A 24128-nucleotide genomic window follows, 5' to 3' on the forward strand; every position below is an offset into this window, starting at 1 on the left:
AGATGTCCCACCCTCTCGCTCGAAGGTGACCCTGTACGCGGTCCCCCAGGTGAGCTACCAGGTGCGCGCCGACCGCAGCAGGAGTTCACGGACGCGGACCACGTCGGGGTTGTCCGAGCTGCCTGGGCGTTGGACGAGGAAGCCCGTGTTGATCGGGGGGTCCTCGGGGTCCACCAGCTCCACGAGCGCGCCGGAGTCCAGTAGATCCGCGCACAGGTAGCGGGGCAGCACGCTGAAGCCCGCGCCCGCGGTCACCGCCGCCAGCACTCCGCGCAGGTCGGGCACGGTCACGGCGGCGGTGCAGGACAGGCGGCGGCCGAAGACGTGGCGCCAGTAGCGGCGGGCGATCGGCAGGTCCTCGGCGTAGGTGATCAGGGGTACGGAGTGCAGCGCGGCCGGTCCTTCGACGGGCAGCCGGTCCGTCAGCCGCCCGGCCCAGACGGGCGCGGCGACCAGGACGAACTCCTCGTCGGTGAGGGGCACGGCGTGGAGTGTGCGGCCTCGCGGGCGGGAGGTGGCGATCACCAGGTCGTGGCGGCCCGCGCGCAGTTCGTCCAGCAGCGGATCGGTCAGGCCGGTGGCCACCCGCAGTCGTACACCCTCGGCGACGAGGGGAGCCAGCGCGGGCAGGACGGTCGTGCACAGGATCTCGGCGGGGCCGGCCAGGTGGACGGGCTCCGGGCGCGCCCCCTCCCGCGGCTCGGGACCTGCGACGGCGGCCAGCTCGTCCAGGGGCGCGGCGATCCGGGCGGCCAGTTCCTCGGCCACCGGTGTCGGCGTCACCCCGCGGGGCAGCCGTTCGAACAGCTCCCGGCCGGTCTGCCGTTCCAGCGTGCGCATCTGCGTCGTCACCGTCGGCTGCGACAGGCCCAGCAGGCGGGCGGCCCCGGTGAAGGAGCCGGAGCGGTAGACCGCGAGGAAGGTACGCAGCAGGTTCAGATCGAGGGAAGGGATGTCCACGAGGCCGAGTATTCACCGGACCGCGCTCCGCGCCACCCATAGAAAGTCCAATGTCTGCCATTCACCGCTTCATTGGTTCCCTATGGGTGGTGTCGCCTACGTTTGCCTCACCAGCGCAAGTTCAGGGAGAAGAAAGACCCATGTCGAAGATCCTTTTCGTGCTGACCGGCGCCACCCACTGGACGCTCACCGACGGCACCCTGCACCCGACCGGTTTCTGGGCCGAGGAGGCCGTGGTCCCGTACCGCGCCCTCAAGGCCGCCGGTCACGAGGTCGTCGTCGCCACGCCGGGCGGTGTGGTGCCCACGGTCGACCGGGCGAGCCTCGCGCCCGAGTTCAACGGCGGTCAGGAGGGTGCCGAGAAGGTGGCACGCGCCCTGGAGGAGATGACCGAGCTGCGGGAGCCGGTGAAGCTCGCGGAGGTCGACCTCGACGACTTCGCCGCCGTGTTCTACCCCGGTGGGCACGGACCCATGGAGGACCTGGCCGTGGACGCCGACTCGGGCCGTCTGCTGACCGCCGCCCTCGACTCGGGCAAGCCGCTGGCGGTGGTCTGCCACGGTCCGGCCGCGCTGCTCGCGGCGGTGCGGTCCGACGGCTCGAACGCCTTCGCCGGCTACCGGGTGGCGGCCTTCACCAATGAGGAGGAGACGCAGGGCGGGCTTGCCGGCCAGGCCAAGTGGCTGCTCCAGGACCGGCTGACCGAGGCGGGCGTCGACGTCCAGGTGGCCGAACCGTGGGCGCCGTACGTGGTCGTCGACCGCAACCTGGTCACCGGCCAGAACCCGGCCTCCTCGGCCCCGGTCGCGGAGGAGCTGCTGAAGAAGCTCGGCTGATGCGGCGGTGCCGCTGAGCGGCGGTCGGCCACACGTGCGGAAAATTGGTCGGCCGTCGCCTGCAACCTCGCCCGGGGTCGGACGTCTGTCGGGGTGGAGGCCTCCATCCCGACCGATGTCCGAGCGACCCGAGCAACCGAAGGAACACATGTCCGCACACCGTGTCCCCCGCCCTCGCCGCATCCGCAGGCTGCGCACCGCCCTGGGGGTCTCCGCCGTGGGCGCGGCCCTGGCCGTCGGCGGCACCGTGACCGCCCAGGCGGTCCAGAGCAGCGCCCACGCCGGATCCGGGTCCCACGCCGCGTCTGGCCACGCCACGCCGTCCCCCGTGCCGTCCCCGATCCGTACGGCGACGCCGAGTCCGGTGCCGTCGACGCCCCACACGGGCACGCCGTCTCCGGTGCCGTCGACCCCCCACACGGGCACGCCGTCTCCGGTACCGTCCGTGCCGTCCACCCCCCACACAGGCACTCCCACTCCGGTCCCGTCCACGGCCACTCCGGCCCCGGTGCCGGCACCGCGCCACGGGCACAGCCACGGGCAGCGACCCGCGTCGCCGAGTCCGGTCCCCGCGACCGGGCACGCCACGTCTTCGCCGGTTCCGCAGCACCACTGAGGCATGCCCGTGTGCGGGGAGTCGCCCGGTGCGGCTCCCCGCACACCCGGCCGGGAGATCCATGACGACAGCCACACCACCGGCGGCGGCCCTGCCCTGGGACCGGGACCGCGCCCGCGCCCGCGCCCCAGAGTCCACACCGGCCTGGCGCAGGTTCACCCACGCGCTGCGGACCCGCGTCCTCGCGCGCGTCCGCGCCGGCACGACGGCGGATCCGACACCCCGCGACCGCGGGGACGACACCGGGGCAAGGGGACTGATCGTCCCCGAACCCCCGCTCGACATCGAGGAGTTGTACCACCACCGCCGGCTATCCCTGGTGCGCCTGGCGGTGCTGCTGGTCGATGACCTGCCCACGGCCGAGGATGTCGTACAGGACGCGTTCACGGCGCTGTTCCGCCGCCACGGCCACCGGCTCGGCTCGCTCGACGACCCGGAGGCATACCTGCGCACCAGTGTGGTCAACGCGGCCCGCTCCGTACTGCGGCGGCGCAGGACCGTACGGGCGCACACCCCCGAACGGGAGGGGCACGCCCCCGCGCCGGAGGAGGACGTCCTGCTCCACGAGGACCACCGTGAAGTGCTGGCGGCCCTGCGGACGCTGACCCCACGTCAGCGCGAGGTGCTGGTCCTGCGGTACTGGTCGCATCTGACCGAGGCCGAGATCGCGGCGACGCTCGGTCTGTCGCGCGGCACCGTCAAGTCCACGGCCAGCAGGGCCCTGGACGCCCTCGGCCGACGTCTGGAGGGTCTGCGATGAACGAGTACGGTACCGGGACCGCGCCGACGCCGGTCGAGGAGCGGCTGCGGGCCGCTCTCGCCGCCCGGGCACAGTCCGTCGGCCCGGCCGACCTACGGCCGCTGCGCCCGCCGACCGGGAACGTCCGCACCGTACGGCTCGTACGCCGGGTCGCGGTGGGCCTGCTCACCCTGGCCGCGGTGGCGGCGCTGGTGTTCTTCACCGTCGTCCGCGGCGGCCCGGACCAGCCGGCCGAGCCGGCCCACTCCCCCAGGCCGACGACCGGCACCCCGTCAGCGGTCCCCAGCCCCGTCCGCCCGACCACGGCCGAGCCGTCCCCCAGCTCTCCGTAGCCGTGGTCGAGTGAACTACGCCCCGGGGTGGGCGAGCCGGTCCGGGTCAGCTGGACTCGCGCACGACCAGTCGGCACGGCACCGTGTGCACGCCCGGCTCCGGCACGGCGTCGATGGCCTGGAGCAGCCGGAGGGCGGCGATCCGGCCGATCTCGGCCAGGTTGATGTCGATCGTGGTGAGCGGCGGGCGGCAGGCCAGCGCCATGGTGTCCCAGTTGTCGTAGCCGACGACGGCGATGTCACCGGGCACGCTCCGGCCCCGCTCGCGCAGCGTGTCGGCCACGCCCCGGGCGATCTGGTCGTTGCCGCAGAAGAAGGCGTCCGTGTCCGGTGCCGTGCGCAGCACCGCGTCGGCCGCGCGGCGGCCCCACGCCTCGCTCCACTCGCCGAAGTGCACGCGGCCGGTGGCCAGTTCCAGGCCGGCGCCCCGAAGGTGGTCGATCGCGTGGCGGGCCCGGTCGCGGGCGGCCTGGTGGTGCTCCGGGCCGGTGACATGGGCGATGCGGGTGCGGCCGGTGGCCAGCAGGTGCTCGACGGCCAGGTGGGCACCACCCCGGTCGTCGGTGACGACCGAGGTGTCCGCGGGGTCGGTGGACGGGGCGAGCGCATAGACGACGGGGATGGACGGGTCGATGCCGGTCAGCGGCGGGCGGGGGTCCGTGCGGCGGCCGGCGACGATGATGCCGTCGACCCGTCGGTCGGTGAGGTTGCGCAGATGGTGCTGCTCGCGGATGGCGTCGCCGCGGGTGTCGCACAGCAGGACCGAGATCTTTCCGGCGCCGAGCGCGTCCTCGGCGCCGAGGAGCACCGGCGTGCTGAACCGGCCTATCCCATCCGTCGTCATCAGGCCGACCGTCCAGCTCCTGCCGCTGTGCAGGCTCTGAGCATGCTGGTTGGGCCGGAAGCCGAGCGTCTCCACCGCGTCCAGCACCCGTTGCCGGGTCTCGGGACGCATCCGGCCACCGCCGTTCAGCGCCTTCGACGCCGTGCCCACACTGACGCCGGCCAGCGCGGCGACGTCGGCGAGCCTGGCCCGGCCGGTCGGGGGAGAGCCTGCAGCAGAGGTCACGGGCAAACCTTTTCCTGATGATGACGACGGCTCACATCGTGGCAGCCGCCCGACGGAAGTGCCAGATCGTTGAGCAAGTTGAGAAATAACTTGCCGCACCTCTTGACCGGGCTACCCAACTCCCCTGTACTTCTCGGCGAGAAAACGGTTGCTCACAACAGCTCCGTGACTGGCCACGACCTTTCCGTCGGACAGTGTTCGATATCCCGAACGACAGTCCCGCCACGCCACCCCACCCGGAGAGCCATGCCCCGCACCCGCCCCGTCCAGCCCTCCCCCGCCGGACCGGTCCGCCTCGGCCCGGACGCCCACGCCGCGCTGCACCCCACGGCCGTCGCCATCGACGCGGGCTTCTGGCACGCCCGCCGCGAGACCAACGCCCGCGTCTCCGTCCCCCAGGGACCGGGCCTGCTGGAGTCCGCCGGGAACCTGCACAACCTGCGGCTGGCGGCCGGCACCGCCGAGGGCGAGTTCCAGGGCGCGTACCCCTTCGTGGACACGGACGTCTACAAGTGGCTGGAGGCCGCCGCCTGGCAACTCGGCCATCGCGGCGACGACTCCCTCGCCGCCGACGTGGACCGCATCATCGCCCTGGTCGCCGCCGCCCAGCAGCCCGACGGCTACCTCAACACCTGGTTCCAGCTGGTCAAGGGCGGCGCGCGCTACCAGGACCTGCGCTGGGGGCACGAGCTGTACTGCGCGGGCCATCTGATCCAGGCGGCGGTCGCCCACCACCGGGCCACCGGGCGAACCGAACTCCTCGACGTGGCACGGAGGTTCGCCGATCACGTCGACTCGGTCTTCGGCCTCCCCGGCAGCGGACGTCCGATCGACGGCATCGACGGCCACCCGGAAGTGGAGACGGCTCTGGTCGAGCTGTACCGGGAGACCGGCGAGCGCCGCTACCTCGACCTGGCGGGCTACTTCGTCGACCGGCACGGCCACGGCCTGCTCGGCGGCGAGGCCTACTGCCAGGACCGCGTTCCGGTGCGCGAGGCGACGAACGTCGAGGGCCATGCCGTACGGCAGTTGTACCTGCTGGCGGCGGCCGCGGACCTGGCTACCGAGACCGGGGACGCCGGACTGCGCGCTGCGGGCGAGCGGTTGTGGCACGCGATGACCACGACGAAGACCCACCTCACCGGCGGTCTCGGCGCCCACCACGACCAGGAGGACTTCGGTGACCCGTACGAACTCCCCAACGAGCGCGCCTACTGCGAGACCTGTGCCGCCATCGCCTCCGTCCAGTGGAGCTGGCGCCTGGCCCTGCTCACCGGCGAGGCCCGCTACTCCGACCTCATCGAACGCACCCTCTACAACGGCTTCCTGGCGGGAGTCTCCCTGGACGGCGAGCGCTGGCTCTACGTCAACCCGCTCCAGGTCCGTGACGGCCACACCGACCCCGGAGGCGACCAGTCGGCCCGCCGCACCCGCTGGTTCCGGTGCGCCTGCTGCCCGCCCAACGTGATGCGGCTGCTCGGCAGCCTGGAGCACTACCTGGCCAGCGGCGACGACGGCGGCCTGCAGATCCACCAGTACGTCACCGGGCGCTACGCCTGCGGCCCGATCGTCGTGCGTGCCGAGACGGACTATCCCTGGCACGGCACGATCGCCCTCACCGTCGAGGAGACCCCGGCCGACCGGCCCTGGACGCTCTCGCTGCGCATCCCGCAGTGGTGCCGCGAGTTCCGGGTGCGGTGCGGCGAGGAAACGTACGACTCCCCCGTGGACGACGGTTGGCTCCGACTGGAGCGGACCTGGACTCCCGGCGACCGGATCGTGCTGGAGCTCACGCTCGAACCCCGGCTCACCGCGGCCGACCCCCGCGTGGACGCCGTACGCGGCTGCGTGGCGATCGAACGCGGGCCGCTCGTGTACTGCCTGGAGCAGGTCGACCACCCCGGCGGCGGTCTGGACGACATCGTCCTCGACACCACCCGCCCGCTCGCCGTGAAGCACCGGCCGGACCTGCTCGGCGGGGTCACGACGGTCGTGGCGGCCGGACGCCGACGCGGCATCCCCGACCGGGGATGGTGGCCGTACGCCTCCGCCGACACCACCGCGGCTCCCGAACCGGACGGCGAAACGGTCGAGTTCACCGCCGTCCCCTACTACGCCTGGGCCAACCGTGAGGACGGCAGCATGCGCGTCTGGCTCCCCGCCTCCTGAACTCCCTCAGTTCTGCCCTACGACAACGAGGTCACCCCGTGATACCCACCCGCCGTACCCTCATGGCAGCGCTCGCCGCCGTCGGCACCCTCGCCTCCCTGACCGCCTGCGGAGGCGGCTCCGGCTCCTCGGACTCCTCCTCCGGGTCGTCCGGGGGGACGTACACCTTCTGGGACCCGTACCCCCAGTTCGACGCCTCGTCGGCGTGGGGCAAGCTTGTCACCTCGTGCGGGACGAAGGCCGGGGTGAAGCTGAAGCGAACCGCGTACGACACCACGGACCTGGGCAACAAGGCGCTGCTGGCCGCCCAGCAGGGCAACGCGCCCGATGTGATGCTGGTGGACAACCCGGTCGTCTCCACGCTGGTGGAGGCCGGGATCCTCAACAGGACGAGCGACCTCGGCCTGGACACGAAGTCGATCCAGAAGAACATCATCGGCGCGGGCACCATCGACGACGCGTCCTACGGGGTGCCGATCGGCGCCAACACGCTCGCCCTCTACTACAACAAGAAGATCCTCTCCGCGGCGGGCGTCGACCCGGCATCCGTCAAGGACTGGAACTCCCTCACGGCCGCCCTGGAGAAGGTCAAGTCGGCCGGGAAGAAGGGCATCACCTTCTCCGCGATCAACACGGAAGAGGGCAGCTTCCAGTTCCTGCCCTGGTTCTGGGGCGCGGGCGGTGATCTGACAAAGCTCGACTCGACCAAGGGAGTTGCCGCCCTGTCCCTGTGGAAGCAGTGGGTCGACGAGGGGTACGCGCCGAAGGACGTCCTGCAGAACACGCAGACGACCAGCTGGCAGGAGTTCGCCACCGGCGACTACGCGTTCAGCGAGAACGGCACCTGGCAGCTGGGCAACGCGGACAAGGCCGGCTTCGACTACGGCATCATCAACATCCCGGCGCGGAACGGCGGTTCGGCGCCGGTGCCGACGGGCGGCGAGTTCGTGACCGTGCCCGTGCAGAAGGACACCGGGCGCTACGACGTCACCAAGAAGATCGTCACGTGTCTGACCAGCGACGCGAACCTGCTGCCCACGGACACGACGCTGCAGTACGTCGCTCCGACGGCCGCCGTACAGGCCGAACAGGTGAAGCAGAACCCGAAGCTCAAGCCGTGGGTGTCCGCGGTCGCGGCGGCCCGCGGCCGTACCAGCGGCGGTCTCGGCACCAAGTACCCCACCATCTCCCAGCCGATGTGGACCGCCGTCCAGGCCGCGCTGTCCGGCAGCAAGAGCCCGCAGGACGCGCTGGACACCGCCCAGTCGAGCGCGCAGAAGGGCTAGCACCGGCATGACCATCGCCCGGGTCGACCGTCCGCGGCGAGCACCGGCCGCCGCGGCAGGGGCGAGCACCACCGACGCCCTGCGCCGGCGGCACCGGCGCAGGAGCCGCCTGACCGCGCTCGCCTTCGTGACGCCCCTCCTCGCCTACCTCGCCGCCTTCTACGTCTATCCGCTCTACCGCAACCTCGACCTGAGCCTGCGCGACTACACCGTCCGGTCGTTCGTGGCCGGGGACGCGCCGTTCTCCGGCTGGGACAACTTCCAGAAGGTCCTGGACGACCCGACGTTCGGCCCGGCCATGCGGCACACGATGGTCTTCACCTTCGTGTCGATCGCCTTCCAGTACGTCATCGGGCTGGCCCTCGCGGTCTTCTTCAACCGGCACTTCCGGCTCGCGCCGACCCTGCGCGCACTGTTCCTGATCCCGTGGCTGCTGCCGCTGATCGTGTCCGCGTCGACGTGGTCGTGGATGTTCAACAGCGAGTCCGGCGTGGTGAACTACCTCCTGCACTTCTTCGGCGTGGACCCGGTCGGCTGGCTGACCTCACCGGACTGGGCGCTGACCTCGGTGATCGTCGCCAACATCTGGATCGGCATCCCGTTCAACCTGGTCATCCTCTACAGCGGCCTGCAGAACGTCCCGGCCGAGCTGTACGAGGCGGCGGCGCTGGACGGGGCGAGTACCTGGCAGCAGTTCCACCGGATCACCTTCCCGCTGCTGCGCCCGGTGTCGGCGATCACCCTGCTGCTCGGGCTGGTCTATACCCTCAAGGTGTTCGACCTGATCTGGATCATGACCAAGGGCGGCCCCGGCGACGCCTCGTCGACCCTGGCCACCTGGTCGTACCAGCTCGGCTTCGGCACGCTGCTGCCCAAGTTCGGCCCGGGAGCCGCGGTCGGCAACATCCTCATCCTCATCGCGCTCGTCTTCGGGCTGCTGTACATCCGCGTGCAGAGGAGGCAGGAGGCGTGAAGTCCCGTGCGACGAGCCGCCGTCACACCGTCATCGGCCTCGTACTCACCGCGCTGATGCTGTTCCCGGTGTACTGGATGCTGAACGTGTCCCTCACCCCGCAGCAGGACATGCGCAAGAACCCGCCCGACCTGCTGCCGCTGCACCCCACCTTCGAGGGCTACCGGGCCGTCCTGGACGACCAGTTGCCGTACCTCGGCACGAGTCTGCTGATCGGCCTGGGCACGGTCGCCCTCACCCTTCTCCTCGCCGCCCCCGCCGGCTACTCGCTGGCGAAACTGCGCCCGAGCGGCGGCGGCGCGCTGGGCCTCGGACTGCTGGTCGCGCAGATGATCCCCGGGATCGTCATGGCGATGGGCTTCTACGGCATCTTCCTGGACCTCGGTCTGCTCAACTCCTGGTGGGGTCTGATCATCGCGGACTCCACCATCGCCGTGCCGTTCGGCGTCATGATCTTCACGGCGTTCATGTCGGGCATACCCGGCGAACTCCTCGCCGCCTCCCGCATCGACGGCGCGGGAACCTTCCGCACCTTCTGGTCGATCGTGCTGCCGGTGAGCCGCAACGCCGTCGTCACCGTCTCGCTCTTCAGTTTCCTGTGGGCCTGGTCCGACTTCGTCTTCGCCAACACCCTCGACGGCGGGGGCGACCTGAGGCCGATCACCCTCGGCATCTACAAGTACATCGGCAACAACAACCAGGAATGGAACGCGATCATGGCCACCGCCGTCGTCGCGTCCGTCCCCGCAGCCGTCCTGCTGGTCCTCGCACAGCGCTATGTGGCCGCGGGCGTGACCGCGGGCGCCGTGAAGGACTGAAACATCCCCCCATCACCTCCGTAAGGAGAAGTCTGTCATGACCCGCACAAGACGCTACGGCAGCTTGACGGCGGCCCTCGGCACAGCCGTTCTCACCGCCGCCCTCGTAACTCCCGCCCAGGCGGCCCCCACCACGTCCACCACGCTGGTCGTCAACGCGGACCAGTCCCTGCGCCCGGTCACGCATGTGGCGACCGGCAGCCTCTACGGCCTCGCCGACGGAAGCACCCCCGCCGACAGCCTGGTCACCCCGCTCAAGCCGAACACCTTCGTCCAGATGGCCCCCGGCGGCTCCCAGCTGCCCAACGGCGAGCCCAAGCCGGCGGGCGACGCGCTGGTCGTGGCGTCCAAGGCGGCGCGGGCCGGCGCCAAGATCGTCGTACGGATGCCGGACTGGTACCCGAACTTCCCGTACAAGTGGGTGAGTTGGAGTGACTGGCTGTCGGCGGTCGACAAGCAGGTGGCCTCCGTGCAGTCCTCCGGAGCCACCGACATCGCCGCATACGAGCTGTGGAACGAGCCCGACTGGACATGGGACACCACCAACGCGGGTGCTTTCGACGCCGGTTGGGCACGCACGTACAAGGAGGTCCGCGCCAAGGACACCAGGACGCCCATCCAGGGCCCGAGTTACTCGGCGTGGAACCAGTCCTGGATGAGCACGTTCCTCACCGACGCCAAGGCCGGCGGTACCGTGCCCGACATCATCGCGTGGCACGAGCTGCAGGGCAGCAAGGACATCGCCGCGCACGTCTCGGCGTACCGCGCCCTGGAGAGCAGCCTGGGCATCAGCCCGCGTCCGATCGCGATCGAGGAGTACGGCACGCCGAGCGAGGTCGGCGTGCCCGGCTCGCTGGTCGGCTATGTCGCCAAGTTCGAGCGGGCCGGCGTGCACGACGCCGAACTGGCCTTCTGGAACCACTACGGCACCCTCGGCGACACGCTCACCGACACCGGCGGCTCACCGAACGGCTCGTACTGGCTCTACAAGTGGTACGGCGACATGTCCGGGAACATGCTGGTCACCACACCCCCGGCGCAGACGGGCATCGACGGCGCGGCCTCGCTCAACAGCGCCGGCAATCAGATCGGGGTGATCTTCGGCGGCGGCGCGGGGTCCAGCGCGGTCACGGTCAAGGGCCTCGGCTCCCTGTCGGCGTTCGGCAGCACGGTGCACGTGAAACTGGAGTACACGCCGTCCAGGGGCCGTACGACGGCGGTGTCCGGCCCGGTCACGATCTCGGACGCCGACTACCCGGTCTCGAACGGCCAGATCACCGTCCCCGTGACGACGAACGCGACGGACGGCTACCACTTGACCATCACCCCGACCGGCACCTCGGCCTCGCTGGCCGGCACGTACCAGATCACCAACAAGAACAGCGGTCTGGCCCTGGACACCCAGAGCGCGGGCACGGCCCAGGGCACCTCGGTCGTCCAGGCCGCGTCGAGCACCGGCACGACCCAGTCCTGGACCCTGACCTCCGCCGGCTCCGGCCTCTACCGGATCACCAGCAGGGCGAGCGGGCTGCTCCTCGGCATCAAGGACATGAGCACCGCCGACGGCGGCACGGCCCTGATCTGGGGTGACAACGGCACCGCCGACCACCTGTGGCAGCTCGTCCCGTCCGGCGACGGTTACTACAAGATCGCCAACTACAACAGCGGGCTCCTGCTCGGCGTGACCGACATGAGCACCTCGTCCGGCGCCCAGGTCCTGCAGTGGGACGACAACGGCACCGCCGACCACCTGTGGCGGCTGACTCCGCGCTGACCTCCTCCGACCGGGGTTCCCGCGCCTGATGTCGGCAGGCGCGGGAACGCCGTTGCGCCAGTGAATCGGCGCACACACCGGGAGGTCGGCCGCGAACCGGTGGATGTGGTGACGGGACGTACCGAAGGGGGCGGAGAGCCGGCGGAGGGCAGGGCTGTGTCGGACGAGAGGCGGCTCGTCGCCGGGCGCTACCGGCTCACCGAGCGGATCGGCCGAGGCGGCATGGGCACCGTGTGGCGCGCCGAGGACGAGGTGCTCGCCCGCCAGGTCGCCCTCAAGCAGCTGCACGCGCAGCCCCACCTGAGCGGCGGCGAGCCGGCCACCCTCTACGAGCGCAGCCGCCGCGAGGCGCGCAGCACCGCCCGCGTCGTGCATCCCAACGTGGTCCTCGTCCACGACGTGGTGGACGACGACGGCCGGCCCTGCATCGTCATGGAGTACGTGCCCGCGCCCACCCTCGCCGACCTCCTGAAGGGCGGCGGAGCCGTCCTGCCCAAGGAGGCGGCCCGGATCGGCCTGGGCATGATCGCCGCCCTGCGCGCCGCGCACGCCGCCGGAGTCCTGCACCGCGACGTCAAGCCCGGCAACGTGCTGCTGGGCGCCGTGGGCAGGGTCGTCCTCACCGACTTCGGCATCGCGCTGACCGCCGGGACGTCGACCCTGACACAGACCGGGGAGATGGTCGGCTCCATCGACTACATGGCCCCGGAGCGGGTCCGCGGGCGGACGCCCGGCCCGGCGTCGGACCTGTGGGCCCTGGGCGCGACGCTGTACCAGGCGGTGGAGGGCCGCCCGCCGTTCCGCCGACCACCGCGATGGAGACGGCGTACGCCATCGCCGTCGACCCACTGGAGCCGATGCGGCAGGCGGCCCCGCTGGCGCCGCTGGTCGAGGCCCTGCTGGCCAGGGAGTCGGAGGACCGCCCGTCGGCGGAAGAGACGGAGCGGGCGCTGCGAGCCGTGTGGTCGCAGGGGGCGACGGTGCCGCCCGCTGTCACACAGGACGTCACGCAGGACCGGCGACAGAACGTCGTGCAGGACCGAACAGGAGTGGCGCCGTCTCCTGCGCGGGTGCACGAGCGGCGCGGACGCCGAGGCCACCGCAGGTGGGCCGCCCTCCTGTCCGCGGTGGCCGCCGCGGTCACGGCCGGGACGCTTTCCACGACAGGGCACCACGGCGAGGCCGCCTCCGCCACCCGGACGAACTCCACCAGTCCCACCCCCTCCCCCGTCCCCGACGGCTACCACCTGGTCCGCGATCAGCGGCTCGGTGTCTCCCTCCCCCTCCCGGACGGCTGGAAGGCGGGCCGGCGGACCGGCGACGAGCTGACCTACACCGACCGGTCCGGCCTGGCCGGCATCACCATCGGCACGGTGGCCCCGGCCGGGCCGAACCCCGTGGCGCACTTCCGGGACATCGAGGCGAACACCAAGGTCAACTACTCCACGTACCGCAGGCTCCCGCATGCAGGCCAGCTCCTTCCGGGGACAGCCGGCCGCCGTGTGGGAGTTCACCTTCGAGGGACGCGTCAGCCTCTTCCGCGCCATCGACCTCGGCTACGGCAGGGAGGGCGGCCGCGAGTACGACATCTATCTCTGCGCACCGGACGCCCAGTGGGACACCTATCGCCCCGTCTTCGACCATGTCAGGGACGGCTTCACCACGACCGGCTGAACGATCACCCGTACCGGGCCGTTGGCCTGCCGGTGAGGCCGCGGCAGGGCTAAGTTGGGCGGCATGAGCAACCTTGACCGCGCTCCCGTACCGAGCGTGTGCGGCGGCCGCGGATTCGTCGTCGCCGAGCCCGTCCGCGAGCTGCTGAGCCCCCGCCTGGTGAAACTCGGGGAGTCGACCGAGGTGCGCCGGCTGCTGCCGAACCTCGGTCGGCGCATGATCGGCGCGTGGGCCTTCGTCGACCACTACGGCCCCGACGACATCGCCGACGAGCCCGGCATGCAGGTCCCGCCCCATCCGCACATGGGGTTGCAGACGGTCAGCTGGCTGCACGAGGGCGAGGTGCTGCACCGGGACTCCACCGGCAGCCTCCAGACGATCCGGCCCAAGCAGCTGGGCCTGATGACCTCGGGCCGGGCCATCAGCCACTCCGAGGAGAGCCCGAAGTCGCACGCCCGCTTCCTGCACGGCGCCCAGCTGTGGGTCGCGCTCCCGGACGAACACCGCCACACCGACCCCGGGTTCGAGTACCACCCCGACCTCCCCACGGTCACCGCGCCCGGCCTGACCGCGACCGTGATCCTCGGCGCCCTCGACGGCTCGTCCTCGCCGGGTACGACGTTCACCCCGATCGTCGGCGCGGACCTCGCGCTCAGCCGGGGCGCCGACGTCCGTCTCCCCCTCGAACCGGACTTCGAGTACGGCGTGCTGGCCATGTCCGGCGAGGTGCACGTGGACGGGGTGCCGGTACTGCCGGGCTCGATGCTCTACCTCGGCTGCGGCCGCACCGAACTCCCGCTGCGCGCCGAGTCGGACGCCGGGATCATGCTGCTGGGCGGCGAGCCGTTCGCCGAGGAGCTGATCATGTGGTGGAACTTCGTCGGCCGGTCTCAGGAGGAGATCGTGCAGGCTCGCGAGGACTGGATGAAGGGGACCCGGTTCGGCGAGGTGAAGGGATACGACGGGGCCCCGCTAGGTGCGCCAAAGCTGCCGGAAGTACCACTGAAACCACGCGGAAGAGCGCGCTGACCAGCGCAAACGCCACACTCCCTATCCAGGGGTCCCTAACCATGCCTGCGCCTGTCTCGGAGCAGCGGTCCCTGGAGGGGAGGTACTTCCGGTGCTCCCGCGCAGACGCCGCCAGGTCTGTCAGCGATTCCAAGGTGCGGGCATCTGCGAGCAGCTACGGTCGGACGAATGCTGACCCAATGCTGACTCTACTGACAGACCATCAGATAATCGTCAGCTTGGCGCCCACATCGACGACGACCTCCTCCACTCCCTGGCCCGAGCCACCGAAGGCGATGGCGACCAACAGACCCAGCACGTTGGTCAGCACGGACATGGGGGCGATCAGGGTGTCGACGCGCAGATTTCCGTAGTCCCACGACCTCAGCGTCAGGCGCCGGGAATCCGCGACACGGCTGCGTGAGGTGTCGCGGCCACCACGGTCAGCGCGATCATCACAAGAAGGCCGACGACGAGCATCGGTTCGTAGCTCCAGCGAGTACGGTTGCGATGGCGATGACGGAATCTGTCAAGGCGAACAAGTCGCCGATGCACTTCCTGTTGCCGGCGCCGAACGGGATGCACGAGCGCAGATGACGGGCAGCGGCCCGAAGGACAGCTGGACTCGATGCCTGACGCCGGGGTTCGCACTGAGGGGGTTGTGGCGGCGTCCAGAGCTGGCAGCCGCCTCGCGCGATGCCCCTGCGACGTTTCGTGCTTCACATGCTGTGAGTGCCTGCGCCCCCAGCGTTCAGTGCCGGTGTGGAGGCGCGGCCGCCGCGGCGCAGCGTCGCCGGAGCGTGGCGACGGGGGGCCTGGCGTCCCAGGGCGTCCTGCGGTCCGCGTGCGGGTCCTGGCATCGAAGCCCAGACTAGGAAGGGGGGAGTGATCAGAGCGGCTAACGGCCCCTGCTTCGTTACGATCCTTCGCCCGGGCGTTGTGGAGCCCGTCTCGGCTGACAGCCAGCAGGCGGAGCATCCGCTCGGCAGCCCTGTGAGGGGAAAGCTGATGAATGATGTACCCAAGATCGCTCTTGCCGCCGGAGTTCTCGGCGGGTATGTCCTCGGCCGGACGAAGAAGGCGCGGGTCACCTTCGCCGCAGCGACCTACCTGGCCGGCCGCCGGTTCGGTCTGGAACCACAGCAGCTGCTGACGGAAGGGATCAAGAGGCTTCGTGAACTTCCCCAGTTCGCCGACCTCAACGAGCAACTGCGTGGCGAAGTCCCCGATGCCGGACGCAAGGCCATGAGCGCGGTGGCCGACCGCAAACTCTCCGAGTTGGCCGACTCGCTCCACGAGCGCGCCGCCCGCATAGGCGCTAAGGACGAGGAGGAGTACGAAGAGGAAGAGCCCGAGGAGGAGGAAGAGGGCGAGCCCGAGGAAGAGTACGAAGAGGAAGAGCCCGAGGAGGAGGAAGAGCGGGAAGAGCCCGTGCCGAGGCATCGCCGTGCCGCTCGAAAGCCGAGAACGCATCGTCCCGCTGAAGCCGCCCCCCGGAAGGCTCCGGCCAAGAAGACTGCCGCAAGGAAGGCCACCGCCAAGAAGACGGCGCCCGCAAAGAAGTCCGCAGCCCCGGCCAAGAAGACCACCGCCAAGAAACCCGCTGCCAAGAAGACGGCGCCCGCAAAGAAGTCCTCGGCTCCGGCGAGGAAGACCACCGCAAGGAAGACCGCTGCCAAGAAGACGGCGCCAAGGAAGGCCACCAGACGGCCGAGGTAGAACCATGGTCGGCACAGCACGCGACACCGGAAACGGGCAGGGATCGGGGCTGGACCAGCTGCGCGGCGCCTTCACGAGCTTCCTGGGAGGCCAGGTGGAGAACCTGGCCGAAAAGGCAGGCGACAAGCTGGGGGAGATCACCGAAGGACTCACGGGCATCGTGGAGAACGGCGGCGTGCTCCCCAAAGCAGGTCTGAGGATGCTTCAAGGTGACTCACCGTTCAAGGCGTTGATCGGCGAGAAGGCGAAGAGCATCAAGGACAACGTGGTCGGCAAGGTCAAGGAGGCGTTCGGCGGGGGCAAGGGCCGCGGGTCCGGCAGCACCAAGGTCATGAACATCATCGAGGTGGCCGACGTTGGTGTGCCTCTTCGATTCGCCTACGACCACTGGGCCCAATACGAGAAGTTCAGCAGCTTCACCAAGGGCGTCCGCAGTGCGTCAAAGGGCAAGGACGCCGAGAGCGACTGGAAGGTCAAGGTAGGTCCGTCGACCCGCGGATGGAAAGCCACGGTCCAGGAGCAGGTGCCGGACGAGCGCATCACGTGGACCTCTGAGGGTGCCAAGGGCACCACACGCGGCTGCGTCAGCTTCCACGAGTGACCCCGACCCTGACGCGCATCGTGCTCGTGGTCGAGTACTACCCGTCGGGGTTCTTCGAAAAGACCGGCAACATCTGGCGCGCCCAAGGGCGTCGACTGCGGCTGGACTTCAAGCACTTCCAGCGCTACGTCACCCTGACCGACGAGGAACCGGAAGGCTGGCGCGGCGAGATCCGTGACGGCGAAGTGGTCCGCACCCATGAGGAGGCGATCGAGGAGGAGGAAGAGGCCGAGGACACCTCTGCCGACGACGAGTACACCGATGAGGAAGAGACAGAGGACTACCCCGAAGAGGAAGAAGACGAATACGACGAAGAGGAAGACGACGAAGCCGAGGAAGACGAGGATGAAGAAGAGAGCCAGTGATCGTCAATGCACGCAGTGCGTGCGCCTGGCGCTCGCATCTGGCCCGTAGAGGCCATGCCGGCCTGATCGACGATCGATCCAGGTGGGGGCGAGGATCAGCCGGGCCGACCGGTCGCGCTGCCGGACACTACGGGAGGCCCCAGTGGAGACATCGCCCGCTGCCTTGACGCCCCGTACGACGACGGACACGACGCGCTCTGCACAGCGCAGGAGACCGTCGCGGTGCTGAAGGCGGCTCACGAGCGCCGCGGTCAGGGCGCCGGCACCGCCGACGGGGACCGGGAAGCCGTGGCTCTGTCCGAGCATCGACACCAGACGGAGCCCGGAGCGGACCGGCGGGAAGGGCGTGAACATGGCCTGCTCCAAGACCTGCCCGGAACGGCTGCAGACGCGCCCAGGCTGCGCGTGATCCGACATTCCGGCCGATCTCACCGCTGACGGTTCGTGGGCCCGTCGCCCACGGCGCTCATGCCGCGTCGTGCCGGGCGGCGATACGGGTCACCGTGACCGTGACGGTGACCGGCTCCGGGGCGGGGAGGTGGGAGATGACGGCGGTCCGCACCCGGTCGTGGACGTTGCGGGCGGTGTCCAGCGCCCGTCGGCCCTCGGCCAGGACACAGCGCACCTCGATGTGCCATCCCGAACCGTCCGGCGCCCGGTCGACGCGGATGCCCGCCTCGGGCGACGTGAAGCGAGGCGTGGTGAGCGCCCGGGTGGGTGCGGCGGCTGCCGCGAGGCGGTGGGCGAGTCGGGGTTGCAGGCCGGCCACGCCGGGAACCGCGAGGGCTGCCTCGGCCGCGACGCCGAGGAGCGTGGTCGTGCCGACGGCGGTCATCACGCACCAACACCGGTCGGGAGGCCGGGGCCGAGGGGCGGCGGCTCCAGTACGTCGACCACGGTGATGTCCACGGCCGTCACTGCGAGCCCCAGATCCTGACCGGCCGAGTAGAGGACCGATCGGCGTACCTGATGGACGCGCTCGGGCAGCGGACGGTCGAGGCCGGCGGCCAGGGTCATGGTCACCCGCACGTCGTTGCCCTCGCCTGCAGGTGTGAACCGGCAGGTCGCGGCCCTGGCACCCGGGACCGTGTCCGCCGCCTCCCGCAGTACCGTCGCCGCGGCGCTCTCGGTGATCCGCAGGTCCCGGTCCGGGTCTGCCAGGGGCAGCAGCCGCCCGAGCCGGGCCTCTGCCCTGACGGCGTTCATGATGCGGTCGGCGAGTGCGTGGAGGCCGGGAGTGTCCTCGGCGCGCATCGCCCGGGTGGCCGCGTTCACTGCGGCCAGCCCCGCGACGGCCTCGCGGCAGTGAGGACAGGACATGGTGTGCGGGTCCGCGCCCGGCGCCTCGTCCTGCGCCTGTTCCCAGGCCCGGCTGAGCAGGCGGCCGCAGGGCAGGACCTCATCACCCGCGAACAGGGGAACGTCGGCGGCGGCCGATCCGGTGCGGAGCCCGTCGGCTCCGGGTGGTTCGGGGGGACGCGTGTGCGGGTCGTCTAGCGCCATGGGCCCATCGCCTCCTGCAGGGATCGGCGTGCCCTGAACAGTCTGCCCCGCACCGTCGGCTCGCTGGTCCGCACCACGAGTGCAATCTCCCTGTAGGGCAGACCTTGCACCTCCCTCAGGATCCAGCAGATCCGCTGCCCGTCGTCCAGTTCGGCGAGCGCGCGGGTCAGGGCGGCGATGGCCGCGTCCTGCTCGGCGGACCGGGCGGGCTGGCTCCAGGCGTCTCCCGCCGCGGGTTCGGCGACGGTGTTCAGCGAGAGGGGCGGCGGCCGGCGCCGGCGCATGGTCAGGCAGCGGTTGACGGTGATGCGGTACATCCAGGTGCGGAACTCCGCGCTGTGGCGGTATTCCGGCAGGCGCCGCCAGGCGCTGACGAAGGCGTCCTGAACGGCCTCCTCGGCGTCCTGGGGGTTGCCGAGCATGCAACGGGCCAAGGCAAGGAGTGGCCGGCCGTGCCGTCGGACGAGAACGGCGAAGGAGTCCTCGTCGCCCTCGGCCGCCCGTACGGCCAGCAGCCGGTCCGGCACGTCGCGTTCCGGCGGTGGGAAAGCAGTGCGTTCGATCATGGCGTTCCCGTGCAACCTCGGACCATCCGGGTACCCGATAGGCAGCCTGTGATGCACATCACATTCGATGCGCGTGAGGGATGCGCCGCTCGATATGTCCAACCTTCTGACGGGCGCCACACCGGTGCCCTACCGACCGATTGAGGCGACCGCCATGACGGACAACATCACCAGCGTCGGCGGGGGCAGGCCCGAGGCGGGCGTGAGCGCGTTGAAGGGCCCTACCGGGGCCGGGGCTCCGGCCGAGACTCGGGGAAGACCACGATCGCGGACGGGGTGGTGGCCAAGATCGCGGGCATGGCTGCCCGTGAGGTACCCGGCATCTACAACCTGGGAGCAGGGATGGCCCGCGCCTTCGGCGCCATGCGGGAACGCGTCCCCGGCGCAGGCGGAGGCGGAGGCGGGGCCGTCACCCGGGGGGTGAAGGTCGAGGTCGGCGAGCGGCAGGCCGCCGTGGACCTGGACGTCGTCGTCGAGTACGGCGTCTCCATCGTCGATGTCGCCGGCGGCGTACGCACCAATGTCATCAGCGCCGTTGAACGGATGACGGGACTGGAGGTCGTTGAGGTGAACATCGCCGTCGACGACGTCCACCTCCCCGACGAGGAGGAGCAGACCGAACCGGACGAGGGCCGCGTGCGGTGACCGCTGTCGTGACCACCGCCGTGTCCTCGGGCATGAGCGGATGATCACGGCGAGTGGGATGCTCGCGAGACGGGTGAGTGCATGATGAACGCAGCGACGACCGGCCTCGCGGCCGGCATAGCCCTGGGCTTCGCCGCTTACTTCGGCGGCTTCTGGGCATTCCTGCTCGTTCTGGTCCTGGGCGCGGTGGGGCTGATCGTCGGCCTCGTGGTGCAGGGCGACCTCGACCTCCGGACACGGAGGCAGCGGTGAAGACCCGGCCCGGCTCCCCCGGCGAGGGAGCTAGCCCGCCGGCGCAGGCCGCCGGCCTGCCACCCCCGGCCGAACGGGGCGCCACCGTCATCCCGGACAGGGTGGTCGCCCGTATCGCCGCCCAGGCCGCGCGCACGGCCCAGTCCCAGCGCGCCGCCGTACCGCCCGACCGGGACGGGCCAACGGCACCCCACGCCTCTGCCGCCGTCCGTACCGGATCGGTGCGCCTGCACCTGACCATGGACCTGCCCTACCCCAGCGACATTCCCCGGGTGTGCGCGCGGATCCAGCAGGACGTCGCCGAACGGGTGGCTCAGCTGACCGGCTTGCGGGTGGGAGAGGTCACCCTCACCGTCCGGCGCCTGGTGACCGCCGCCGACGCGAGCCGGGGGCGGGTCCGGTGAGCGGCCCGCGGCCCGGATCGCCGGGCACGTCGTTCAGGAAGGGGGATCGCGATGACACCCGATCCCGGTGCTCCCGGCCCCAGCTCCGCGCCGTCCGCGCACCGTGCCACAGTGCCGCTGACGAAGGAGCCCGATCCGACCGAACGGAACGTGTCCAGCTCGAACCTCAAGGCCGGTGAAGACGACAGAGGGCACCAGGCACACCGACCGTGGTCCGCGCGCCGCCTTCCGGCCGCACTGGTCGCCTCGGTGGTTCTCGTGGCGGCGGGCGCGGCGCTGATCGACGTCGTCGCTGTACGGGTGGGACGCCCTGCAGCAGCCTGGCGGCGACACCTGGCCGACGAGCTGGCAACCCGCCCCGTGGACGACATCTGGATGCTCACGGGAGCCGCCGTGGCCGCCGTCGTCGGCATCTGGTTGATCGTGCTGGCCCTCACCCCCGGCCTACGCCACTGGCTGCCCCTGCGCTCCCCCGCGCCCCGGCTGCGAGCCTCCCTGGACCGGGACAGCGCCGCCGATCTGCTGCGCGACGCCGCCATGCGGGTACCCGGAGTCAGTAAGGCCCGCATCCGGGTGCGCCGCCACCGCGTCAAAGCGCGCGCGGACATCCGCTTCCGCGACCCCCACAAGGTGAAGGACGACCTCACCGCCACCCTTGACGACGAGCGCGACCAGCTCGCCCTCGCCCGGCCTCCCCGCATCGTCGTACGAGTACGGCGCCGCACCCACTGACCGAAACCCCCTGGACCGGAGCTCGCACCATGACGCCGCGACCCGTACTCAACCGCAGTCTGCTGGCCCTCGCCGGACTGGTACTGCTCGGCGGCGGTCTGCTGATCCTCTTCGCCGGGCTCGACATCTACCGGCGACACGATCTGGTCCCGCCCACCGGCTGGCCCCTGACCACCCCGGACGACGTCCTGCTCGGCTCCGCCGACCGGGCCCGCTGGAGCAGTCAGGGCTGGTGGTGGTGGCCCGCGGTCATCGCCGCCCTCGCCCTCGTCGCCCTGCTCGCCCTGTGGTGGCTGCTCGCCCAACTGCGTCGACGCCACCCCGGAGCACTGCCCGTCGGCGGCACACCCCCGCAGGAAGGCGTCGAACTGCGCGACAGCGCGCTCAGCGACGCGATCGCGACCGAAGCCGGTGCCCTGCCGGCGGTCGAGCACGCGGCCGTACGCATCACCGGCCGCCCTGCCCACCCCCTCACCCACGTCGCACTGACTCTCACCCCTCAGGCGTCACCCGGCACTCTCCTCGACGCCCTGTGCGAGGGCCCGCTCCGAACCGCCCGTCGGTCCACCGGCTCCCCTCCCACGCCCACCGAGGTCCGGCTACAGGTCGCCGGCCACAAACCGCACCGCGCGGAGTAAGGAGGAGACGGACTATCCCCGTGTCCACCGCCCTTGCGCTCTCTCACAGTTCACAGGGGCACCGGCACCACTCCCCAAGGGAGAGATCATGATCATCCTGGGCATCATTCTGCTCGTCGTCGGCTTCCTCACCGGGATATCCATCCTGTGGACCATCGGGATCATCCTGCTGGTCATCGGCGCCGTCCTGTGGATCCTCGGCTCGATGGGACACGCCGTCGCCGGTCGACGCCACTACTGGTGACCGACCCTCGCGGCCCGCCGCCACCGGTCCCCCGGGACCGCCGGCAGGCCGCGGACGCCTGCGCCGACGACGAGGCGCTGCGGGAAACACCGCAGGCAACGGGCGGCACACCGGATTACGCACATCGGAGCGGGGACCATACGCAGCCGGACGACGAACGCGTCGAGCGCCTTGTGCCAGGCGGTTCAGATCCGTTGGGCACGGTGGAGTGTGACGGCGCCCGTGGGGAGCCGCGGGACAGCGAGTCATCCGTCCGGGCTGCGGAGGACCGGCGATGGTGAGCTGCGAAGCACCGAAGCTGCGCAGCCGGGATACCCCTGGTCCTGGAAAGGCAGGCTCACGTGCGGGCAGCCTTTCGAGCAGCTCCTCGCAGGGTAAGCGCCCGAAGCCCCGCCCCGTGAGACATGCCCTTATGCGTTTCCCGGTCCGGGTCCATCGCCCCATGCCGGCTTCAACCCGGTCGATGGCGGCGTGGGATCCCCACGCGGCCCGCGGGCGCGCCGTCGACGCCGTCTGCCTGGGTGATCAACTTTGAGGACATGCAAAGGCCCTTCACCAGGCGACCGGGAAGCCGGAGCCGGTGCTGGGGTCACCCTCGCGACTGCCCACCAGTGCTCGCCCATCACGGTTGCGGCGGCCTGCGGGCGGCAGCAGGGTGAATTAGGACGTGTCGGTCCTGGTTGGGCCACGTTCCCCGGCGCCATCGAGAGGACGGCGATTGTGATGCACAGACAACACCCCAAGGTGAAGCAGGTCAGGGGCAAGATGAAGGAGACACTCGGCAAGGCCCTGGGGGACAATTCCATGCGGAGGTCCGGCCGCAGAGAGCAGGTGCGCGGCAAGGCGCAGGAGATGACTGCAAGGGCCGCCGACCAGGTCCGCAAGCGGATCGGGCATTGACCGCGAGTGCACGGCCAGCCTCGCGCGCCTTCGCTTCCCTGACGTCTGCCCCATCGGAGTGAGGTGAGCGACTCGGCCACCGCCACGGTATTCCCGGCGGCCGTCAGGGCAGCGTGCAACTGGCGCGCGAGCATCTCCGCCCGGATCAGGCGACGGTCTCCGCCCCTGGGGACGGAGGCGGAAGGGGGCGACCCACCATCACATGGCGACCTCCGCACGGATGTCACGCCCGTTGGACGTGATCGGGAAAGCGCGAGCACATGACTCTTCAGCATCCCGCCGACCGCGGCGGAGACAAGCGCGGTAAGTTCGAGCGGCTTGCGGAGTACGTGTCGAAATTGACCAGCTCACCAGCGTTCTTCGCATTCTGCCTCGGGCTGGTCGTTCTCACTGTCATCGTGCATCTCGCCGGCCTCGGGTTGACATGGCAACTCTTCGCTGGCGATGCCATGACGGCGGTGACACTGCTACTTCTTGCACTGTTGAAGAACTCTGAACTACGGGCCGAGCGAGCAATCCAGCGCAAGCTTGACGCCCTCGCCGCCGCCCTGCTCGAAGCACAGGAAAGCAAGCCGGGGAAGGCACACGAAGACCTCAAGTCCGTGATCCGAATGGAGGACGAAATCTGAGAGTCCGGGAGCACGAACGGAGTCCCGCGCCAGCCCTCGACGCCCTCGTCCGCGAATGTGACAGACTGCTGGAATTCTTGAAGTCGAGTCGAGGGTCCGACCTTCACCTTCCAGTCGCTGGTGGTCTCCTCGTTGCGGGTGAAACTGCTGAACTCCTCATACTTGGCAGCGACGACGACACCCTTTTGCTCGCGGTGAGTCACGTGTCCGCGCAGGACTTCCAGGAAGACGCTCTCAAACGACGTCTCGAAGACCTGTAGCGGCTTGCGGCGGTCGCACGCGCCCACCACCGTGTCATCGACGCGGTGGCCGCTCGTACCCCGGTGCTTCCCCTGCGCCTGGCAACCGTGGTACCTCGACGACACCAGGGCGCGCGTCCTGGAAGCCGGGCAGACCCAAGGAAGAGGGGCTGGGGGCCACGCTCGGCGCTGCGTCTTCAAGCGCATTTACGGCAACCGCGTCCATCCACGCGCCGAGCGAAACGGCTGCGAGCGTCCCGACAACTCCGATGAGTTTGGATCGAAGGTCACTGGCTCAGGATGGCGGACGATCTCCCCTCGTCCCGCGCGTTGACACGCCGCTTGCGCGAGTACGCGGCCATGGCCGTGGTGACGAGGGGCCGGCCGTCACGACCTCGCGTTCGAAGCACATTCCT

At 70.5% G+C, this 24128-nt stretch carries 25 protein-coding genes and 4 pseudogenes; 21 read left to right on the forward strand and 8 right to left on the reverse strand.

What is annotated here, in order from left to right; translation table 11 throughout:
• Positions 1–54: 54 nt before the first annotated feature.
• Positions 55–960, reverse strand: coding sequence for a LysR family transcriptional regulator (locus CRP49_RS40740; RefSeq protein WP_097258411.1), 906 nt, complete (start codon positions 958–960; stop codon positions 55–57).
• A gap of 140 nt (positions 961–1100) precedes the next feature.
• Here CRP49_RS40740 and CRP49_RS40745 point away from each other — a divergent pair, with 140 nt between their 5' ends.
• The 3 genes from CRP49_RS40745 to CRP49_RS40760 all read left to right on the forward strand — a co-directional run bounded on the left by CRP49_RS40745 (position 1101) and on the right by CRP49_RS40760 (position 3504).
• On the forward strand, positions 1101–1796 hold the full coding sequence (locus CRP49_RS40745) for a type 1 glutamine amidotransferase domain-containing protein (protein WP_097258412.1): 696 nt from the start codon (positions 1101–1103) through the stop codon (positions 1794–1796).
• 677 nt (positions 1797–2473) lie between these two features.
• Positions 2474–3172 carry an RNA polymerase sigma factor gene (locus CRP49_RS40755; RefSeq protein WP_097258414.1) on the forward strand — a complete coding sequence of 233 codons (699 nt, stop codon included), beginning with the start codon at positions 2474–2476 and terminating at the stop codon, positions 3170–3172.
• On the forward strand, positions 3169–3504 hold the full coding sequence (locus tag CRP49_RS40760; protein WP_097258415.1) for a hypothetical protein: 336 nt from the start codon (positions 3169–3171) through the stop codon (positions 3502–3504). Before CRP49_RS40755 ends, CRP49_RS40760 begins: the two co-directional genes overlap by 4 nt.
• A gap of 46 nt (positions 3505–3550) precedes the next feature.
• Here the strand turns inward: CRP49_RS40760 and CRP49_RS40765 are convergent, their stop codons facing one another.
• Positions 3551–4573: a LacI family DNA-binding transcriptional regulator gene (locus CRP49_RS40765; RefSeq protein WP_097258416.1), complete on the reverse strand. Its 1023-nt coding sequence runs from the start codon at positions 4571–4573 to the stop codon at positions 3551–3553.
• Positions 4574–4819: 246 nt separating this feature from the next.
• Between CRP49_RS40765 and CRP49_RS40770 the strand changes: the two genes are divergently transcribed.
• From CRP49_RS40770 to CRP49_RS40800, 7 genes and pseudogenes are all read left to right on the forward strand, one after another.
• Positions 4820–6742: a glycoside hydrolase family 127 protein gene (locus CRP49_RS40770; protein ID WP_097258417.1), complete on the forward strand. Its 1923-nt coding sequence runs from the start codon at positions 4820–4822 to the stop codon at positions 6740–6742.
• A gap of 62 nt (positions 6743–6804) precedes the next feature.
• Positions 6805–8028, forward strand: a complete 1224-nt coding sequence (locus tag CRP49_RS40775; RefSeq protein ID WP_097258418.1) for an extracellular solute-binding protein — start codon at positions 6805–6807, stop codon at positions 8026–8028.
• Positions 8029–8035: 7 nt separating this feature from the next.
• Complete coding sequence (locus CRP49_RS40780) at positions 8036–9001, forward strand: carbohydrate ABC transporter permease (protein ID WP_097258419.1); 966 nt, start codon at positions 8036–8038, stop codon at positions 8999–9001.
• 56 nt (positions 9002–9057) lie between these two features.
• Positions 9058–9819, forward strand: a complete 762-nt coding sequence (locus CRP49_RS40785) for a carbohydrate ABC transporter permease (protein WP_097259296.1) — start codon at positions 9058–9060, stop codon at positions 9817–9819.
• 37 nt (positions 9820–9856) lie between these two features.
• Entirely contained in the window at positions 9857–11593 is a 1737-nt protein-coding gene (locus CRP49_RS40790) for an RICIN domain-containing protein (RefSeq protein ID WP_097258420.1), read from the forward strand.
• A 156-nt stretch (positions 11594–11749) separates the two neighbouring features.
• Positions 11750–13267, forward strand: a pseudogene (locus CRP49_RS40795) (serine/threonine-protein kinase).
• Positions 13268–13330: 63 nt separating this feature from the next.
• Complete coding sequence (locus CRP49_RS40800; protein ID WP_097258421.1) at positions 13331–14296, forward strand: pirin family protein; 966 nt, start codon at positions 13331–13333, stop codon at positions 14294–14296.
• 232 nt (positions 14297–14528) lie between these two features.
• Here CRP49_RS40800 and CRP49_RS40805 read toward each other — a convergent pair.
• Both CRP49_RS40805 and CRP49_RS49450 read right to left on the reverse strand, forming a co-directional pair.
• Positions 14529–14770, reverse strand: a pseudogene (locus CRP49_RS40805) (ABC transporter ATP-binding protein); the annotation flags it as partial.
• Positions 14731–14973 (reverse strand): cytochrome P450, encoded by a 243-nt coding sequence (locus CRP49_RS49450; RefSeq protein ID WP_107487146.1) that lies wholly within the window; start codon positions 14971–14973, stop codon positions 14731–14733. The pseudogene CRP49_RS40805 and the gene CRP49_RS49450, both read right to left, overlap by 40 nt.
• Before the next feature lie 187 nt (positions 14974–15160).
• Here CRP49_RS49450 and CRP49_RS47325 point away from each other — a divergent pair, with 187 nt between their 5' ends.
• Positions 15161–15994 carry a histone protein gene (locus CRP49_RS47325; RefSeq protein WP_179852004.1) on the forward strand — a complete coding sequence of 278 codons (834 nt, stop codon included), beginning with the start codon at positions 15161–15163 and terminating at the stop codon, positions 15992–15994.
• A gap of 4 nt (positions 15995–15998) precedes the next feature.
• Positions 15999–16960, forward strand: a pseudogene (locus CRP49_RS40815) (SRPBCC family protein).
• Positions 16961–16963: 3 nt separating this feature from the next.
• On the opposite strand, the gene CRP49_RS49455 reads toward CRP49_RS40815, so the two are convergent.
• From CRP49_RS49455 to CRP49_RS40835, 4 genes are all read right to left on the reverse strand, one after another.
• Positions 16964–17314 carry a hypothetical protein gene (locus CRP49_RS49455; RefSeq protein ID WP_373560430.1) on the reverse strand — a complete coding sequence of 117 codons (351 nt, stop codon included), beginning with the start codon at positions 17312–17314 and terminating at the stop codon, positions 16964–16966.
• 112 nt (positions 17315–17426) lie between these two features.
• Complete coding sequence (locus CRP49_RS40825; protein ID WP_097258422.1) at positions 17427–17795, reverse strand: hypothetical protein; 369 nt, start codon at positions 17793–17795, stop codon at positions 17427–17429.
• Positions 17795–18463 (reverse strand): Asp23/Gls24 family envelope stress response protein, encoded by a 669-nt coding sequence (locus CRP49_RS40830; protein ID WP_097258423.1) that lies wholly within the window; start codon positions 18461–18463, stop codon positions 17795–17797. Before CRP49_RS40830 ends, CRP49_RS40825 begins: the two co-directional genes overlap by 1 nt.
• Positions 18454–19029, reverse strand: coding sequence for an RNA polymerase sigma factor (locus tag CRP49_RS40835; protein ID WP_179852005.1), 576 nt, complete (start codon positions 19027–19029; stop codon positions 18454–18456). The genes CRP49_RS40830 and CRP49_RS40835 overlap by 10 nt, the downstream gene beginning before the upstream one ends.
• Before the next feature lie 154 nt (positions 19030–19183).
• Here CRP49_RS40835 and CRP49_RS40840 point away from each other — a divergent pair.
• The 9 genes and pseudogenes from CRP49_RS40840 to CRP49_RS48980 all read left to right on the forward strand — a co-directional run bounded on the left by CRP49_RS40840 (position 19184) and on the right by CRP49_RS48980 (position 23985).
• A pseudogene (locus CRP49_RS40840) lies at positions 19184–19674 on the forward strand (Asp23/Gls24 family envelope stress response protein).
• Positions 19675–19758: 84 nt separating this feature from the next.
• Positions 19759–19926 (forward strand): hypothetical protein, encoded by a 168-nt coding sequence (locus CRP49_RS47330; RefSeq protein ID WP_179852006.1) that lies wholly within the window; start codon positions 19759–19761, stop codon positions 19924–19926.
• Positions 19923–20330: an Asp23/Gls24 family envelope stress response protein gene (locus CRP49_RS40845; protein ID WP_097258424.1), complete on the forward strand. Its 408-nt coding sequence runs from the start codon at positions 19923–19925 to the stop codon at positions 20328–20330. The genes CRP49_RS47330 and CRP49_RS40845 overlap by 4 nt, the downstream gene beginning before the upstream one ends.
• Before the next feature lie 51 nt (positions 20331–20381).
• Entirely contained in the window at positions 20382–21062 is a 681-nt protein-coding gene (locus CRP49_RS40850; RefSeq protein ID WP_097258425.1) for a DUF6286 domain-containing protein, read from the forward strand.
• 29 nt (positions 21063–21091) lie between these two features.
• Positions 21092–21700, forward strand: coding sequence for an alkaline shock response membrane anchor protein AmaP (locus tag CRP49_RS40855; RefSeq protein WP_097258426.1), 609 nt, complete (start codon positions 21092–21094; stop codon positions 21698–21700).
• A gap of 88 nt (positions 21701–21788) precedes the next feature.
• The gene (locus CRP49_RS47335; RefSeq protein WP_097258427.1) at positions 21789–21944 is read left to right on the forward strand and encodes a DUF6131 family protein; all 156 of its coding nucleotides are present in this window, start codon (positions 21789–21791) and stop codon (positions 21942–21944) included.
• A 723-nt stretch (positions 21945–22667) separates the two neighbouring features.
• Entirely contained in the window at positions 22668–22844 is a 177-nt protein-coding gene (locus CRP49_RS40865) for a CsbD family protein (RefSeq protein ID WP_097258428.1), read from the forward strand.
• Positions 22845–23104: 260 nt separating this feature from the next.
• Positions 23105–23473 (forward strand): low affinity iron permease family protein, encoded by a 369-nt coding sequence (locus CRP49_RS40870; protein WP_097258429.1) that lies wholly within the window; start codon positions 23105–23107, stop codon positions 23471–23473.
• Positions 23474–23778: 305 nt separating this feature from the next.
• Positions 23779–23985, forward strand: coding sequence for a hypothetical protein (locus CRP49_RS48980; protein ID WP_306459800.1), 207 nt, complete (start codon positions 23779–23781; stop codon positions 23983–23985).
• Positions 23986–24128 lie beyond the last annotated feature (143 nt).

Origin of the sequence: Streptomyces sp. Ag109_G2-15 (assembly GCF_900215565.1) — a bacterium.
In the GTDB taxonomy this organism is placed as follows: Bacteria; Actinomycetota; Actinomycetes; order Streptomycetales; family Streptomycetaceae; genus Streptomyces; species Streptomyces diastatochromogenes.

Bases quoted from the DNA above. Each gene is read 5' to 3' on its own strand.
- CRP49_RS40745 (WP_097258412.1), top strand. From the start codon at position 1,101: ATGTCGAAGATCCTTTTCGTGCTGACCGGCGCCACCCACTGGACGCTC.
- CRP49_RS40755 (WP_097258414.1), top strand. From the start codon at position 2,474: ATGACGACAGCCACACCACCGGCGGCGGCCCTGCCCTGGGACCGGGAC.
- CRP49_RS40760 (WP_097258415.1), top strand. From the start codon at position 3,169: ATGAACGAGTACGGTACCGGGACCGCGCCGACGCCGGTCGAGGAGCGG.
- CRP49_RS40770 (WP_097258417.1), top strand. From the start codon at position 4,820: ATGCCCCGCACCCGCCCCGTCCAGCCCTCCCCCGCCGGACCGGTCCGC.
- CRP49_RS40775 (WP_097258418.1), top strand. From the start codon at position 6,805: ATGGCAGCGCTCGCCGCCGTCGGCACCCTCGCCTCCCTGACCGCCTGC.
- CRP49_RS40780 (WP_097258419.1), top strand. From the start codon at position 8,036: ATGACCATCGCCCGGGTCGACCGTCCGCGGCGAGCACCGGCCGCCGCG.
- CRP49_RS40785 (WP_097259296.1), top strand. From the start codon at position 9,058: ATGCTGTTCCCGGTGTACTGGATGCTGAACGTGTCCCTCACCCCGCAG.
- CRP49_RS40790 (WP_097258420.1), top strand. From the start codon at position 9,857: ATGACCCGCACAAGACGCTACGGCAGCTTGACGGCGGCCCTCGGCACA.
- CRP49_RS40800 (WP_097258421.1), top strand. From the start codon at position 13,331: ATGAGCAACCTTGACCGCGCTCCCGTACCGAGCGTGTGCGGCGGCCGC.
- CRP49_RS49455 (WP_373560430.1), bottom strand. From the start codon at position 17,314: ATGTTCACGCCCTTCCCGCCGGTCCGCTCCGGGCTCCGTCTGGTGTCG.
- CRP49_RS40825 (WP_097258422.1), bottom strand. From the start codon at position 17,795: ATGACCGCCGTCGGCACGACCACGCTCCTCGGCGTCGCGGCCGAGGCA.
- CRP49_RS40830 (WP_097258423.1), bottom strand. From the start codon at position 18,463: ATGGCGCTAGACGACCCGCACACGCGTCCCCCCGAACCACCCGGAGCC.
- CRP49_RS40835 (WP_179852005.1), bottom strand. From the start codon at position 19,029: ATGATCGAACGCACTGCTTTCCCACCGCCGGAACGCGACGTGCCGGAC.
- CRP49_RS47330 (WP_179852006.1), top strand. From the start codon at position 19,759: ATGAACGCAGCGACGACCGGCCTCGCGGCCGGCATAGCCCTGGGCTTC.
- CRP49_RS40850 (WP_097258425.1), top strand. From the start codon at position 20,382: ATGACACCCGATCCCGGTGCTCCCGGCCCCAGCTCCGCGCCGTCCGCG.
- CRP49_RS40855 (WP_097258426.1), top strand. From the start codon at position 21,092: ATGACGCCGCGACCCGTACTCAACCGCAGTCTGCTGGCCCTCGCCGGA.
- CRP49_RS47335 (WP_097258427.1), top strand. From the start codon at position 21,789: ATGATCATCCTGGGCATCATTCTGCTCGTCGTCGGCTTCCTCACCGGG.
- CRP49_RS40865 (WP_097258428.1), top strand. From the start codon at position 22,668: ATGCACAGACAACACCCCAAGGTGAAGCAGGTCAGGGGCAAGATGAAG.
- CRP49_RS40870 (WP_097258429.1), top strand. From the start codon at position 23,105: ATGACTCTTCAGCATCCCGCCGACCGCGGCGGAGACAAGCGCGGTAAG.